Below are 15,168 nucleotides of genomic sequence, written 5' to 3' on the forward strand. Positions count from 1 at the left end.
GCGCCCTTGTCGTGCAGTGGAGAGTAGTGCTTGGACAGAGTTTTCATCGAGGGCCTTGAGGTTGATACGGTCATCGGCGCCTATGACTGGGAGCGCGGCATTCGCCAGTGCCTGCGTCTGGACCTCAGCTTCGCCTGGGACAATCGCCCTGCAGCGGCAGGCGACGACCTGAGCAAGGCCCTCGACTACGCCAGTGTTTCGACACGTATTCAGGCTTTCGCCGAGCAGGCTCAGTTTCAGTTGGTAGAGACCTTCGCTGAGCGGCTGGCTGAAGTGCTGATGAGCGAATTCAATATTCCCTGGCTGCGTCTGAAACTGACCAAGCCGGGTGCCGTAGCGGCCGCTGCCGGTGTGGGCGTGGAGATCGAGCGCGGATGTCGCTGACGCGGATTTTCCTCGGCCTGGGGAGCAATATCGAGCGCGAACGTCACCTGCATGCCGGGCTGGATGCGCTGGATGGCTTTTTGACTGACCTCAGTTGCTCGCCGGTTTTTGAAAGCCATGCGGTGGGCATCAAGAGCGGGCCATTCTTCAATCTGGTGGTGTCGGCGTTGACCGATCTGCCGTTGATGGAGCTTGATCGCCGCCTGAAATTCATCGAGGCCGATAATGGCCGCTATGCCCCGGATCGCAAAGGGCTGCCGCTGGATATCGATGTGCTGTTGTATGGCGAGCAGGTCGGCAATTTCGACGGTTTGATTTTGCCGAGAGCGGAAATTCTGAAGAATGCCTTTGTGCTGTGCCCATTGGCATTGATTGCCCCTGAGCGTCTGCATCCGGGTGTGGGGATTGCCTTCAGCAAGCTCTGGGCTGACGCGCAGATCGATCAGCAGCTCTGGCCTGTGGCTTTTGAATGGCGTGGCTTGGGCCTTACGCCTGAGAGTCTGCTGCGTAGCTGAGTGGGTTCGTGGTTCTCGGGTGCTGAAGATCGGACGCAGAGCGTCCAGGGCTGCGCTCCCACGCTGGAGCGTGGGAGCGATAGTAGTCAGTTAGAGTCAGGCGACGTGCTCCGCCTTATAGATTTTCAGCGCCTTGAGGCGTTCGTTCTTTAGCGCGTCGCCCAGTTCCTTGCCCTTGAAGCCTTTCTCCAGCAGCGGCTGTACTGACACCGTTCGAGCGGCCTGTGCTGCACCGCGCAGGTAATCAGCCTGTGGATAACTGCGTTGTTCGAAGCCGTGACGTCCTCGCGCGTCCATCTCGCACGCCGCAATGAACTCTTCAAAACGCTGCGGGCGGCGGTAGACGTCGAAACTTTGCAGCAGCTCCAGCAAAGTCGAGGGTTTCAGTTCCAGCGCCCGATGGCCGTGGGTGTGGTACTGGCCGACCAGTAGCGCCAGTTCCTGGCATTCCCTGGGTACCCGGAAACGCTCGTTGACCGCTTTAATCAGGCGCAGGCCGGTATGTTCATGGGCAATGTGCCTGGGCCATTCGGCTTCTGGCGTCAGCCCTTTTCCCAGATCGTGCAGCAGGCAGGCCCAGCGTACGGTCAGCGGGTGTTTGTGAATCGCAGATTGCTCTAGCACGCTGAGGACGTGTACGCCGGTGTCAATTTCCGGATGATGCGCAGCGGGCTGCGGCACGCCAAACAGCGCTTCAACCTCAGGCATCAGTTCCTTGAGTGCGCCGCAGTCGTGCAGTACCTGGATGAACACCTGAGGCTGCTCTTCCATGAGTGCGCGTGAGATTTCCTTCCAGCTTCGTTCGGCAGTCAGCGCCTTGAGTTCGCCGGATTCACTGAGCTGGCGCATCAGCCCCAAGGTCTCGGGTGCGATGGTGAAACCGTAACGTGCGTAGCGCGCTGCGAACCGGGCCACGCGCAAGACCCTAAGCGGATCTTCGGCGAATGCGGGGGAAACGTGGCGCAATATTCGCGCTTCAAGGTCTTTCTGACCGTTATACGGGTCGGTCAGGTTACCGTCCTTGTCTTCGGCCATGGCATTGATCGTCAGGTCGCGCCGAATCAGGTCCTGCTCAAGCGTTACCTCGGGGCTTGCATGAAAAACAAAGCCTCCATAGCCCACGCCGCTTTTGCGCTCGGTGCGCGCCAGCGCGTATTCCTCATTGGTCAGCGGGTGCAGAAACACCGGGAAGTCTGTGCCGACCGGGCGATAGCCCTTGACCAGCATGTCCTCAGTGCTCGCGCCGACCACGACCCAATCGATATCAGTGACAGGTTGACCCAGGAGGCGGTCCCGTACAGCACCGCCCACTTTATAAATCTGCATAAAAAGCCTCCGTAAGCGCGACAGGATAAACCTTGTGCCGTGCTTGCGGAGGCTAAAGCTGCATGAGCAGCCGTTTAAACAGCCTTTTTCCCTAACGCCTAAAGGTGGACGACCGCCATATCAAGCCGGGGATACTCACTGTCGGCATGCTCGCCTTTTGGAGGTACGTGATGAGTCTTGACCACTTGATCGCCCTGCAGGGTTTCCAGATGGATATCAAAGCCCCATAGCCGGTGCAGGTGCTTGAGCACCTCGTCTGTCGAATCACCCAGCGGTTTTCGATTGTGCTGTTGGTGGCGCAGGGTCAGCGAGCGATCGCCTCGGCGGTCGATGCTGTAGATCTGCACGTTGGGCTCCCGATTGCCCAGGTTGTATTGCGCAGCGAGGATCTCGCGAATGGTCCGATAACCGTTTTCATCATGAATGGCAGGCACCAGCAGGTCTTCCTGCTGGTCGTCGTCCATGATGCTGAACAGCTTGAGGTCGCGAATCACCTTGGGCGACAAGTATTGGAGAATGAAGCTCTCGTCCTTGAAGCTGGTCATCGCAAACTTGATCGCCGTCAGCCAGTCGGTGCCGGCAATTTCCGGAAACCACTGCCGGTCCTCATCGGTAGGGTTTTCGCACATCCGGCGTATGTCCTGATACATGGCAAAGCCCAGCGCGTAGGGATTGATGCCGCTGTAGTAGGGGCTGTCAAAACCGGGCTGGAAAATCACGCTGGTGTGCGACTGCAGAAACTCCATCATGAAGCCGTCGGTGACCAGTCCTTCGTCGTACAGGTCGTTCATCAGCGTGTAATGCCAGAACGTTGCCCAGCCTTCGTTCATCACCTGTGTCTGGCGCTGTGGATAAAAGTACTGCGCGATCTTGCGCACAATGCGCACCACTTCGCGCTGCCAGGGCTCCAGCAGCGGCGCGTGTTTCTCGATGAAATAGAGAATGTTTTCCTGCGGCTCGGCAGGAAAGCGTGCGTTGTCCTCTTTGCTGTTTTTTTCGGCGTTCTTCGGAATAGTGCGCCAAAGATCGTTGATCTGGCGCTGAAGATGTTCTTCCCTATCCTTCTGACGCCGCCGTTCCTCTTCAGCGGAAATCGGATACGGACGCTTGTAGCGGTCCACGCCGTAGTTCATCAACGCGTGGCACGAGTCGAGCAAATCTTCCACGGCGTCGATGCCATGCCGCTCCTCGCATTGCATGATGTACTGCTTGGCGAACACCAGATAATCAATGATCGAGCTGGCGTCGGTCCAGGTGCGGAACAGGTAATTGCCCTTGAAGAAGCTGTTGTGGCCATAGCAGGCGTGCGCAACGACCAGTGCCTGCATGCAGATGGTGTTTTCTTCCATCAGGTAGGCAATGCACGGGTCCGAGTTGATCACAATCTCGTACGCCAGCCCCATCTGGCCACGCGAATAGGATTTTTCAGTGCTGAGGAAGTGTTTGCCGTATGACCAGTGGTGGTAGCCCAGGGGCATGCCCACCGAGGCGTAGGCATCCATCATCTGTTCGGCAGTGATCACCTCAATCTGGTTGGGATAGGTGTCCAGAGCATACCGTTCGGCAATTCTGCCGATCTCACGGTCGTAGGCCCGGATCAGTTCAAATGTCCACTCTGACCCCGTGGAAAGGGGTTGGCGCTTCTGCTCTCTGGCGGTCATGACACTAACCTTCGCTGGAAGAGTTCGCGGAATACCGGATAGATATCACCGGCAGAGACCAGCTGCTGCTGGGCGAACGTGTCGGCGTAGTCTTCACCGATACGCTCGTATTCGTACCACAAGGCCTGGTGCTCACGCGGCGTGATCTCCACGTACGTGTAGTACTGCACGAAGGGCATGATCTGTTTGGTCAGGATTTCCCGGCAAATGGGCGAATCGTCGTTCCAGTTGTCTCCGTCCGAGGCCTGTGCCGCGTAAATATTCCAGTCGCTGCTTGGGTAGCGTTCGGCCATGATCTCCTGCATCAGTTTCAATGCGCTGGAAACGATGGTGCCGCCGGTTTCCCGGGAATAGAAAAACTCTTCCTCGTCCACTTCGCGGGCGCTGGTGTGGTGGCGAATGAACACAACGTCGATCTTGTCGTAATTACGCTTGAGAAACAGGTACAGCAGGATGAAGAAGCGCTTGGCGATGTCTTTGGTCGCCTGGGTCATGGATCCGGAGACGTCCATCAGGCAAAACATGACTGCTTTGGAGCTGGGGTTGGGTTGTTTGACCAGCAGGTTGTACTTAAGGTCGAACGTATCGAGATACGGTACGCGACGAATACGTGCTTTCAGTCGATCGATTTCTACTTCCAGTTCCTGAATATCGCCGAAGTTGTCGGGCTCTTCGCGCTTCATACGCTCAAGCTCGACAGTGGCCTCTTTGAGTTTTGCCCGGCTGCTGCCGGACAGCGCAATGCGTCGCGCATGCGCCGAGCGCAGGGTACGGATGATGTTGATGCGTGAAGGGTTGCCTTCGTTGCTGATCCCTGCGCGCACGGTCTTGAAGGTGTCGGTACCGGTCAGGTTGCGCTTGACCAGGTTCGGCAGCTCCAGGTCTTCGAACATGAATTCAAGAAACTCTTCCTGAGTAATCTGAAACGAGAACTCATCCATGCCTTCGCCGGAGTTGCCTGCCTTGCCAGGCCCTTTGCCGCCACCGCCGCCTTGAGGGCGGGCGATGTGCTCGCCTGTGGTGAACTCCTTGTTGCCTGGATGAACAACGGTCTGTTTGCCGCCACGACCGTGATGCAACACCGGTTCGTCAATGTCGCGTCCGGGAATACTGATCTGCTCGCCGTGTTCCATGTCAGTAATGGAGCGCCGGCTGACCGCTTCCTCCACTGCCTTTTTAATGTGGTCACGGTAACGCCGCAGAAACCGCTGCCGGTTTACCGTGCTCTTGTTCTTACCGTTGAGACGTCGGTCGATCACGTAGCTCATAGGCTCCTCCGAGGAGCTTCAAGTTGTAAGCTTCAAGCTGCAAGCGAGCGCGCCATCGATCCCGAAACCGGGCCTCGATCGCTTTTCGCTTGCAGCTGATAGCTTGAAGCTTGCAGCTGCTTTATTGCGATTTCCGCACGCGCAGATACCATTCGGACAGCAGACGTACCTGCTTGTCCGTGTAGCCCCTCTCGACCATTCGTGTGACGAAGTCGTTGTGCTTCTGCTGATCCTCCTTGCTGGCCTTGGCATTGAAGCTGATGACGGGCAGGAGGTCCTCGGTGTTGGAGAACATTTTCTTCTCGATCACCACGCGCAGCTTCTCGTAGCTGAGCCAGGTCGGATTCTTGCCGTTGTTGTTGGCGCGGGCACGCAGCACGAAGTTGACGATTTCGTTGCGGAAATCTTTCGGGTTGCTAATGCCGGCCGGTTTCTCGATCTTTTCCAGCTCCTCGTTCAAGGCCACGCGGTTGAGAATCTCGCCGGTTTCCGGATCGCGGTATTCCTGATCCTGAATCCAGAAGTCTGCATACAGCACGTAGCGGTCGAAAATGTTCTGACCGTACTCGCTGTAGGATTCCAGGTACGCCGTCTGGATTTCCTTGCCGATGAACTCGATGTAGCGGGGGGCCAGGTATTCCTTGATGAAACGCAGGTAGCGTTCACGCGTTTCGGCCGGAAATTGCTCCTGTTCGATCTGCTGTTCCAGTACGTACAGCAGGTGCACCGGGTTGGCAGCAATTTCGTGTGGATCGAAGTTGAAGACCTTGGACAGAATCTTGAACGCGAAGCGGGTAGAGAGACCGTTCATGCCTTCGTCGACGCCCGCACTGTCGCGGTATTCCTGGATCGACTTGGCTTTGGGGTCGGTATCTTTCAGGTTTTCGCCGTCATACACGCGCATCTTGGAGTAGATGTTGGAGTTGTCAGGCTCTTTGAGGCGCGACAACGTGGTGAACTGCGCGAGCATCTTCAAGGTGTCAGGCGCGCAATGCGCTTTGGACAGCGAGCTGTTGAACAGCAGCTTGTCGTAAATCTTGATCTCGTCGCTGACACGCAGGCAGTACGGCACTTTCACGATGTAGATACGGTCGATGAAGGCTTCGTTGTTCTTGTTGTTGCGGAAGCTGTGCCATTCCGATTCGTTGGAGTGCGCCAGCAGAATACCGGTGAACGGGATGGCTCCCAGCCCCTCGGTGCTGTTGTAGTTACCTTCCTGGGTCGCGGTCAGCAACGGGTGAAGGACCTTGATCGGTGCCTTGAACATCTCGACGAATTCCATCAGGCCCTGGTTGGCCCGGCACAGTGCGCCCGAGTAGCTGTACGCGTCGGCGTCGTTCTGTGGGAATTCTTCCAGTTTGCGAATATCGACCTTGCCGACCAGCGCGGAAATATCCTGGTTGTTTTCGTCGCCGGGCTCGGTTTTCGCTACGGCGATCTGGTTGAGAATCGAAGGGTAGAGCTTCACAACCTTGAACTGACTGATGTCACCACCGAACTCGGCCAGGCGCTTGGTCGCCCACGGCGACATGATAGTGCTCAGGTAGCGTCGCGGAATTCCGAAGTCTTCTTCCAGAATCGCGCCGTCCTCAGTGGCGTTGAACAGGCCCAGAGGCGACTCGAAGACTGGCGAGCCCTTGATGGCGTAGAACGGGACTCTTTCGATCAGTTGCTTGAGCTTTTCAGCCAGGGACGACTTACCGCCGCCAACCGGGCCGAGCAGGTAAAGGATTTGCTTCTTCTCTTCCAGGCCTTGGGCGGCATGGCGGAAATACGAAACAATCTGGTCGATGCATTCTTCCATCCCGTGGAAGTCGGCAAAGGCTGGATAGCGGCGTATCACCTTATTGGAGAATATTCGCGAGAGCCTGGAGTTGGTAGAGGTATCCACCAGTTCGGGCTCGCCAATGGCCAGCAGAAGACGTTCTGCGGCAGAGGCATAGGCGCTGCGGTCCTGTTTGCAGAGCTCCAGATACTCCTGTAGCGAGAGCTCTTCTTGCCGTGTGCTTTCGAAGCGTTGTTGGAAGTGGCTGAATATACTCATGACGTCACCTCGCTCGATACGTGGAGCCGGCGGCGGATCGTCAGTCGATGCTGGCAGCGACCGCGATGCGGCTGCTGTTTCCCCCCAGAACACCTTAAAAGTAACTACCGATGACCCACGCGCCGGTGTACCGGCTCTCCCCTGAATACGGATGGCCTAGGCTAAGGATAGTTCGGATTCGGAAAGATAAAGAAGGGATGCGCGAGAAGACGGGCTGACCGTTCGTCAGATGGCTCGCGAGCCCGCGTAGAACGCGGGATCAGCTGTCATAAAAATATTTTTTATCAGCCTTGCACGGTTTCGTCAGGGTAAGTGGCGCGCCACAGCTCGAAACCACCGTCGACGCTGTACACCTCGGAGAAACCCTGGCCGACCAGATAGGCTGCGGCGCTCTGGCTGGAGTTGCCGTGGTAGCAGACAACGACTAGCGGCTTGTCCAGATCGGCCTTGGCGATGAAGTCGGCAATCGAGTAATTGTCCAGATGCACGGAGTCAGGAATGTGATTGCTTTGAAAGGTCTGCGCATCACGAACATCGACCAGCACTGCGCCTTGCTCGCGCAGCGCCTGTGCCTGTTCAGGTGGAATACGTTTGAATTCGGTCATTGCCTGGGCTCCTGAGCCTGGGGGTTAGTGGCGGTGCCGGCCTGTGCGCTTGTAACAAGCCCGTTGGCGGCATGGCCGACAGCATCGCAATTGCACTGGTGACGTTCAAGGGTATCAACGTTGAGCAGCGTCATCGAACCGCCCCAGACACATCCGCTGTCGAGGGCAAAGACGCCCGGCTCGTCGCAGCGACCCTCAAGCGCCGCCCAGTGGCCAAAAATGATTTTCAGCTCACGGGTCTTGCGTTTCGGGTGGCTGAACCAGGGCGCATAGCCAGGTATGGCGGTTTCAACGCCTTCCTTGCTCTTCAGGTCGAGCTTGCCATCGCTGGTGCAGAAGCGCATACGGGTGAAGTAGTTGGTAATGACCCGCAAACGCGTGACGCCTTGCAGGTCGTTGTCCCACTTGGCCGGCTCGTTGCCGTACATGCCGTCGAGAAAAGCGCCATATAGCTGGTCTTCCTGAAGTGCCTGCTCGACTTCGGCTGCGTGCTTCAAGGCTTTTTTCAACGACCACTGCGGCGCGATACCCGCATGCACCATGGCAACGTTGCGTTCTGCATCGTAGTGCATCAGCTTTTGCCGACGCACCCAGCCGAGCAATTCGTCACGGTCCGGCGCTTCAAGGATTTCGCGCAGCGTGTCGCCTTTTTTGAGCAGTTCGTGTTTACGGGCGACCGCAAGCAGGTGCAGGTCATGATTGCCCAGCACGCACACCAGCGATTCACGGAGGTCGTACAGGTAGCGAAGTGTTTCCAGCGATTGCGGGCCACGATTGACCAAATCGCCCACCAGCCAGAGTCGATCATGCTCGGGGTTGAAGTGGACGTGCTCGAGCAGGCATTGCAGAGGTTCAAGGCAACCTTGCAGGTCACCAACGGCGTACACCGCCATCAGTGCAGCGAACCCGGGACGGCCAGACGAAAGGGCTTTATGACCGCATCAAAGCGTTTACCGTCTTCAGCCAGCATCTGATAAGAACCCTGCATATTGCCCACGCGGGTGGTCATTACCGTACCGCTGCTGTAGGTATGGCTTTTACCGACCTCGATCAACGGTTGCTGACCGACCACGCCCTCGCCGCGCACCTCTTCGACATGGCCGTCGCCGTCGGTGATGACCCAGTGACGCGACAGCAGCTTGGCAGGTAATTCACCGTTGTTGTGCACGGTGATGGTATAGGCGAAAGCGAAGCGATTCTGCTCGGGTTGCGACTGTTCCGAGAGAAAGCGTGTGACGACGCTGACGTCGACCTGGTAACGAGAATCGGGCATGCAATAGGCCTTGAAATCTATAACGAAAAAAGGGCGTGTGCGGCAGGTAGACAAGTCTAGGACAAGTAAGCGGGAAATGACGACTGGCAGTGCCGTTTACTTGTCCTCAGGGTTCACTCTGTCACAACTTTTTCGCTGAGAGTGTCTGCCAGGCGGACGAATGCAGCCAGGTCGAGTTGCTCGGGACGCAGACTGCCGTCTACCCCGGAAGCGGTAATTTCGTCACTGCTCAGCAATAATTTGAGTGTATTGCGCAGGGTCTTGCGACGCTGGTTGAACGCTTCGCGCACGACCCGCTCCAGCACGCGGTGATCCTTGGCAGGGTGCGGCAATGTTTCGTAAGGGACGAGACGCACAATGGCCGAGTCCACTTTCGGCGGCGGGTTGAACGCCCCCGGCCCCACGTTGAACAGATGCTCCACGCGGCAATGGTACTGGACCATGATCGACAGGCGACCCCAGTCACCGCCGCCGGGACCGGCAGCCATGCGCTCGACCACCTCCTTCTGCAACATGAAGTGCATGTCGCGGATCAGGCTGGCGTTCTGCAACAGATGAAAAATCAACGGCGTCGAGATGTTGTACGGCAGGTTGCCCACGACACGCAGGCTGCGCGGTTCGGCGCCCAGGCTGTTGAAGTCGAACTTCAGTGCATCACCCTGATGCAGGTTGAAATTTGGCTTGTTGCCGAACTGGCCGGTGAGGATCGGGATCAGGTCCTTGTCCAGCTCGACCACGTCCAGCTGTGCGCCGCTGTTGAGCAGCCCTTCGGTCAGCGCGCCCTGGCCCGGTCCGATTTCCAGCAGCCGGTCTTCAGGTTTGGCACGAATGGCGCGCAGGATTTTGTCGATAACGCCTGCGTCGTGCAGGAAGTTCTGACCGAAACGCTTGCGCGCCCGGTGTTGGTATTGCTCGGTCATGAATGGGTCTCGGCCATCTGGTAGGCGGTTTGCAGTGCAACGTGCAGGCTGCCGGTGTCGATGTTTGCGGTGCCAGCCAGGTCCAGCGCCGTGCCATGATCGACAGAGGTGCGGATGATTGGCAGGCCGAGCGTCACATTGACTGCTGCGCCGAAACCTTTGTATTTCAGCACGGGCAAGCCTTGATCGTGGTACATCGCCAGCACTGCGTCGCAGTGCTCCAGATATTTGGGGGTAAACAGAGTGTCGGCAGGCAGTGGGCCGCGTAAGTCCAGGCCCTCGCTGCGCAGGCGCTCCAGAGTCGGTTCGATGATGTCGATTTCTTCACGGCCCAGATGCCCGCTTTCGCCTGCATGAGGGTTGAGGCCGCAGACCAGAATACGCGGGCGGGCAATGCCGAACTTGTTCACCAGATCGGCATGCAGGATGCGTGTCACGCGCTCCAGTCGGTCTGGCGTGATGGCATCAGCCACCTCGCGCAACGGCAGGTGCGTGGTCACCAGCGCCACGCGCAGGTCGCCGGTCGCCAGCATCATCACCACCTGTTCAGTGTGGGTCAGTTCGGCAAGAAATTCGGTGTGTCCGGAAAACGCGATACCGCCGTCGTTGATCACGCCTTTGTGCACCGGGGCGGTGATCATGCCGCTGAACAGCCCATCCAGGCAGCCCTGGCCCGCGCGAATCAGGGTTTCCAGGACGAATGCAGCATTGGCCTTGTTCAGTACGCCGGTTTCTACCGCAGCTGCCAAGGGCGTATCCCAGACGTACAAACTGCCGGCAGGCGCAGGCAGGTCGGGAAGCGTATCAGGGGTGACGTCAAGCAGACTGACCGCCACACCCAGTTGCGCGGCCCGCTCAAGGAGCAGGTCACGGCTGGTGATGGCGATCAGGGGGTATGGCTGAGGCTGCGTGGCGAGCAGCAGGCAAAGGTCAGGGCCTATGCCGGCCGGCTCGCCGGGTGTCAGGGCGAAACGCTTGGGTTTCACTGCGCAGCCTGGGTCGCGCCAGGGAGTTTGATCTCAACGTAGGCTTCGTCACGGATCTGACGCAGCCAGGTTTGCAGCTCTTCGTCGTACTTGCGGTTACGCAGTACGTTCAACGCCTGCTGTTCACGCGCCTGATCGGTAGCATCCGTGGAACGACGACCGAGAACTTCCAGAACGTGCCAGCCATAAGCGGTCTTGAACGGTTTGGACAATTCGCCTTGTGGCGTCTCGTTCATGACCTGACGGAACTCCGGAACCAGAGAGTTCGGATCAACCCAGTTCAGATCGCCGCCATTGAGTGCCGAGCCCGGATCTTCCGAAAAGCTTTTCGCCAGTTCGGCGAAGTCTTCGCCATTCTGGATGCGGTCGTAGATTTTCTCGGCAAGACGCTTGGTCTCTTCTTCGTTACGGATCTCGCTTGGTTTGATCAGGATATGACGCACATGCACTTCATCACGCATTTGTGCCTGCCCCTGGCCGCCACGTTTTTCCAGTAACTTGAGGATGATGAAACCGCCCGGCGTGCGCGCTGGAGGCGTCACGTCGCCGACAGGCATTGCGCTGAGCATGTCACCGAATGGCGGTGGCAGTTGCGCAGCCTTGCGCCAGCCCATGTCGCCGCCTTCCAGTGCGTTTTCGCTGGAGGAGGTGGTGGCTGCGAGTCGAGTGAAGTCAGCACCTTTCTTCAACTGGTCATAAATGCCCTTGGCTTTGACCGCTGCAGCCTGGATGGCATCCGAAGAGGCGCTGTCAGGCGTGGCGATCAGGATGTTGGCCAGGTGGAACTCTTCAGACAACTGAGCCTTGCCCTGATCGGAGGCGAGGAAGTTTTTCACTTCCTGCTGGGATACCTGGATACGTTCGGCCACCCGGCGCTGACGCACACGGCTGATGATCATTTCCCGGCGCACCTGCTCGCGTGCATCGTTATAGGACAAACCGTCATGAGCCAGCGCGGCGCGGAACTGCTCCACGCTCATGTTGTTGCGCTGGGCAATGGTGCCAATGGCCTGATTGAGTTCGTCGTCTGAGACGCGAATGCCAGAGCGTTCGCCCATCTGCAACTGCAGGTTTTCCAGGATCAGACGATCCAGAACCTGTGGTTGCAGGGCTTCTGCAGGCGGTACACCAGAGCCACGCTTGGCAATGGTCTGCTGAACTTCACGTACACGCTGGTCCATCTGGCTTTTCATGATCACATCGTTGTCGACGATAGCCACGACACTGTCCAGAGGTTGAACCGCAGCATGCACTGCACCGCTCAGGAGTAACGCGCCCAGCATCAGCGGGCGCAGACAATCAGAAAGCTTGGTCTTCACGTTCACGATAACCTTGAATGCCTTTGTCGAGGAAGCTGTCTACCTTGGCGCCAGTTACACCGCCGAGCCCCTTCAACACGATTTGTAGGAATATGCCGCGGTCGCCTTTCTCGTTCTGAGGCGCTGCCTGACTGAACTCGTCGTAGTCGACCCAATAGCGGTTGACCAGACGCATTTTCCAGCAGCAGTTGTCGTACTCGAACCCGCCGAAAGCTTCGATGGTGCGCTCACGGTTGTAGTCATACTGCCAGCGGCTGATAAGGCTCCACTGCGGCACGATTGGCCAGATGACCGAGAAATCGTGCTGCTGGATCTTGTAGTAGTCCTTCACGTAGTTGGCATCACCCGGACGTCCGTAGTCGCCACCCCCCACGATCCAGCGGCCAGTGCTTTCGTCGTAACGAATCTGGTCGTTGCGATAGCGATAGCCGAGGTTGACGATCTTGTTCGGGTTGTCTTCAGGCTGGTAATGGAACATTGCGCTGCCCGAACGGGTGCTCTTGCTGTCCGGATCCCAGTTGAAATCGGAGTTGAAGCGCCAGTCGCGGTTGAAGCGGTATTCATATTCCAGTGCGTAAGGCGAAACGTTGGCGCGCGCATCATCACGATCAGCGAACACTACGCCAGGCAATTGCACCTTGCGGTCTTCGAAATACAGCGCCTGGCCGATGCTGAAGCGTTGACGTTCAAAGCCGTTGCTTTCAATCCAGCGGTTGGTGATACCCAGCGACAGCTTGTTCTCGTCGCCGATGCGGTCGGAACCGGTGAAGCGGTTGTCACGGAATAGCGAGGCATAGTTGAACGTGCTTTCGCTGGTGTCGAATACCGGGATGTCGGTCTGGTCTTTCTCGGGTACATAGAGATAGAACAGGCGCGGTTCCAGGGTTTGACGGTAATCCTTGCCGAACCAGTTGGTGTTGCGGTCGAAGTACAGGCCACTGTCGACGCTGAAGATCGGCACGCTGCGGCTTTGACTACTGCTGTATTCCTCGCCAGCCAGAAGCGAGCTTTTGCCCTGACTGTCCAGGTCCAACGCGTACTGGGTGTAGACGTACTTAAGCTTCGGTGTCAGGAAACCATAGGTCCAGTTCATTGGCAGGCTGACGGACGGCGCCAGATTCAGGCGGTCCCCGTTTGCCCGGGCAAGGCCGGTGATGTTGTTGTCCAGGCGTGTCTCGGAGTTGCCATCTTCATCGATGAACGCGCCGCTGCGCAGATCACGTTCGAAGCGAACGGCTTCAGTCTGATAATCAAACTTCAGACCACCCGGGTTGTAAGGCAACGTACCGTTGAGCGTCAACTGTGGCAGGCGGTTGTAAGGCGTAACGTTCGCAACCGTAGCCAGCTTGTAAGCCTGAGCGTTGAGCACTGCCGAGTAGCTGTCGCCACGGTAGGTCAAAGAGCCCTGCTGGTTGAGGAAGTCCGTCCGTTTAACGCCGATCTGATCGGTTTCCAGATCCTGGAAGTAATACGGGTCGCTGATGTCGGTGTAATCAACCTGGGTCAGCCAGCGCGTATCAAGCCCGCCCTTGTGCTGCCAGTTGATCATCCAGCGAGTCTTGTCGTAGTCCGACTGCAGCTTGCGGTCGTCGTTCTCGTCGTTCAGGTACGCGCCGCCAAACTGGCCTTCGCTGCCTTTGGTCAGGTAGCGGAACTCGCCTTCCATCAGCAGGCCGCGGTCGGCCATGTAACGCGGGTACAACGTGGCGTCGTAGTTCGGTGCCAGGTTGAAGTAGTACGGAGTAACGAGCGTGAAACCGTTATCGCCGCCTGCCGCAATGGTCGGCGGCAGGAAGCCGGACTGGCGACGGTCGTCGATCGGGAAGTAGATATACGGCGTGTACAGAACCGGTATGTCCTTGACCCGCAGGGTAACGTTGGTCGCTGTACCAAAGCCGGTGGCCGGGTTCAGCGTGATGTTGTTGCCCTTGAGCGTCCAAGCGTTGCTGTTCGGCTCACACGAGGTGTAGGTACCGTCCTTGAGCCGGATGATCGCGTTCTCTGCACGCTTGGCGTACAGGGCGTTACCGCGAATGTTCGACTTGTGCAGGACGTACTCGGCATTGTCGACACGGGCTTCGCCGGTATCGAGTTGCAACTCGGCCTTGTCACCGACGATCAGCGCGCCGTTGTCGCGCAGACGGACATCGCCGTTCAGCTCGCCACGGTTTTCGGCCTGATGCAGTGCTGCCTCCTGGGCCTGTACCTGCATGCTGCCCTGGCGCAACACGACATCACCTGCCAGCGTCGCGACCTGCGCTTCCTGTTCGTAACGCGAAGCCTTGGCACCCACGAACATAGGCGCGTCTTTCATCGGCGTCTTGTCGTCCATGCCAGGGCGGATTGGCTCGACGTAAGCACCCGAGCAATACGGGCCGGTTTCGGCCAGTTGTGCTGCGGTGAGCTTTTCACGAGGAACCCAATCAAGGTGGCTGTAGTCAGCACTACGCGACCTGAGACCTTTGCCCTTGGCTTCGGTAACCAGTTGCGTACCCGCAACCTGCTCACCCGAAGAGGTGCCTTGCGAGGTGACTGTGCCGTTGGAACTGACCGACGTCGTGTCATGCACGGGGCGCGGAGGCAGGTCCACTGCAGCAGCATTGGATTTCGGCGCACAGTTCCAGGCACCCGAAGCAGAGACTGAGCAGTCATACTGTTCCGCGGCGACCACGAACTGAGTGGCCAGAGGTTGCATCGCCAGCAGACTGCCGGTTACGAGCAACGGAAATTTTTTACGAAACGCGGGGGATTTCAATGCCATCTTATTAGTCCGGGCTTCCTGCGCGCCATCTGCCCGCGGGGGGGCCGCACGCCTCTCGATGGGCTGAAAAAGATTCCGGATAATAAAGCATGACCCGCTTGACGGC

Annotated in this window: 13 protein-coding genes; 2 read left to right on the forward strand and 11 right to left on the reverse strand. The window is 57.9% G+C overall.

The annotated features are described in order from the left end of the window. The first annotated feature begins 30 nt into the window (after positions 1–30). Positions 31–384, forward strand: coding sequence for a dihydroneopterin aldolase (gene folB / locus RYC18_RS14890; RefSeq protein WP_002551880.1), 354 nt, complete (start codon positions 31–33; stop codon positions 382–384). Next, the gene (gene folK, locus RYC18_RS14895) at positions 375–899 is read left to right on the forward strand and encodes a 2-amino-4-hydroxy-6-hydroxymethyldihydropteridine diphosphokinase (protein ID WP_316886426.1); all 525 of its coding nucleotides are present in this window, start codon (positions 375–377) and stop codon (positions 897–899) included. The genes folB and folK overlap by 10 nt, the downstream gene beginning before the upstream one ends. A gap of 96 nt (positions 900–995) precedes the next feature. On the opposite strand, the gene RYC18_RS14900 is transcribed toward folK, so the two are convergent. From RYC18_RS14900 to RYC18_RS14950, 11 genes are all read right to left on the reverse strand, one after another. Then, positions 996–2,225, reverse strand: coding sequence for a multifunctional CCA addition/repair protein (locus RYC18_RS14900; protein WP_004667103.1), 1,230 nt, complete (start codon positions 2,223–2,225; stop codon positions 996–998). A gap of 98 nt (positions 2,226–2,323) precedes the next feature. Further along, the gene (locus tag RYC18_RS14905) at positions 2,324–3,886 is read right to left on the reverse strand and encodes a SpoVR family protein (protein ID WP_002551883.1); all 1,563 of its coding nucleotides are present in this window, start codon (positions 3,884–3,886) and stop codon (positions 2,324–2,326) included. After that, positions 3,883–5,154, reverse strand: coding sequence for a YeaH/YhbH family protein (locus RYC18_RS14910; protein ID WP_002551884.1), 1,272 nt, complete (start codon positions 5,152–5,154; stop codon positions 3,883–3,885). Before RYC18_RS14910 ends, RYC18_RS14905 begins: the two co-directional genes overlap by 4 nt. A 121-nt stretch (positions 5,155–5,275) precedes the next feature. Next, complete coding sequence (locus tag RYC18_RS14915) at positions 5,276–7,198, reverse strand: PrkA family serine protein kinase (protein ID WP_002551885.1); 1,923 nt, start codon at positions 7,196–7,198, stop codon at positions 5,276–5,278. Between the two features lie 284 nt (positions 7,199–7,482). Further along, positions 7,483–7,803, reverse strand: coding sequence for a thiosulfate sulfurtransferase GlpE (gene glpE / locus RYC18_RS14920; protein ID WP_316886427.1), 321 nt, complete (start codon positions 7,801–7,803; stop codon positions 7,483–7,485). Then, positions 7,800–8,696, reverse strand: coding sequence for a symmetrical bis(5'-nucleosyl)-tetraphosphatase (locus tag RYC18_RS14925; RefSeq protein WP_005744004.1), 897 nt, complete (start codon positions 8,694–8,696; stop codon positions 7,800–7,802). Before RYC18_RS14925 ends, glpE begins: the two co-directional genes overlap by 4 nt. Then, on the reverse strand, positions 8,696–9,076 hold the full coding sequence (apaG, locus tag RYC18_RS14930) for a Co2+/Mg2+ efflux protein ApaG (protein WP_005744003.1): 381 nt from the start codon (positions 9,074–9,076) through the stop codon (positions 8,696–8,698). Before apaG ends, RYC18_RS14925 begins: the two co-directional genes overlap by 1 nt. Before the next feature lie 113 nt (positions 9,077–9,189). Then, the gene (rsmA, locus tag RYC18_RS14935; RefSeq protein ID WP_004660123.1) at positions 9,190–9,996 is read right to left on the reverse strand and encodes a 16S rRNA (adenine(1518)-N(6)/adenine(1519)-N(6))-dimethyltransferase RsmA; all 807 of its coding nucleotides are present in this window, start codon (positions 9,994–9,996) and stop codon (positions 9,190–9,192) included. Continuing rightward, entirely contained in the window at positions 9,993–10,982 is a 990-nt protein-coding gene (pdxA, locus tag RYC18_RS14940) for a 4-hydroxythreonine-4-phosphate dehydrogenase PdxA (RefSeq protein WP_005744001.1), read from the reverse strand. The genes rsmA and pdxA overlap by 4 nt, the downstream gene beginning before the upstream one ends. Beyond that, positions 10,979–12,301 carry a peptidylprolyl isomerase gene (locus RYC18_RS14945; protein WP_002551891.1) on the reverse strand — a complete coding sequence of 441 codons (1,323 nt, stop codon included), beginning with the start codon at positions 12,299–12,301 and terminating at the stop codon, positions 10,979–10,981. Before RYC18_RS14945 ends, pdxA begins: the two co-directional genes overlap by 4 nt. Beyond that, the gene (locus RYC18_RS14950) at positions 12,282–15,062 is read right to left on the reverse strand and encodes an LPS-assembly protein LptD (protein ID WP_002551892.1); all 2,781 of its coding nucleotides are present in this window, start codon (positions 15,060–15,062) and stop codon (positions 12,282–12,284) included. The genes RYC18_RS14945 and RYC18_RS14950 overlap by 20 nt, the downstream gene beginning before the upstream one ends. Positions 15,063–15,168 lie beyond the last annotated feature (106 nt).

The organism is Pseudomonas syringae group sp. 247E2 (assembly GCF_032587795.1).
Lineage (GTDB): Bacteria > Pseudomonadota > Gammaproteobacteria > Pseudomonadales > Pseudomonadaceae > Aquipseudomonas > Aquipseudomonas amygdali.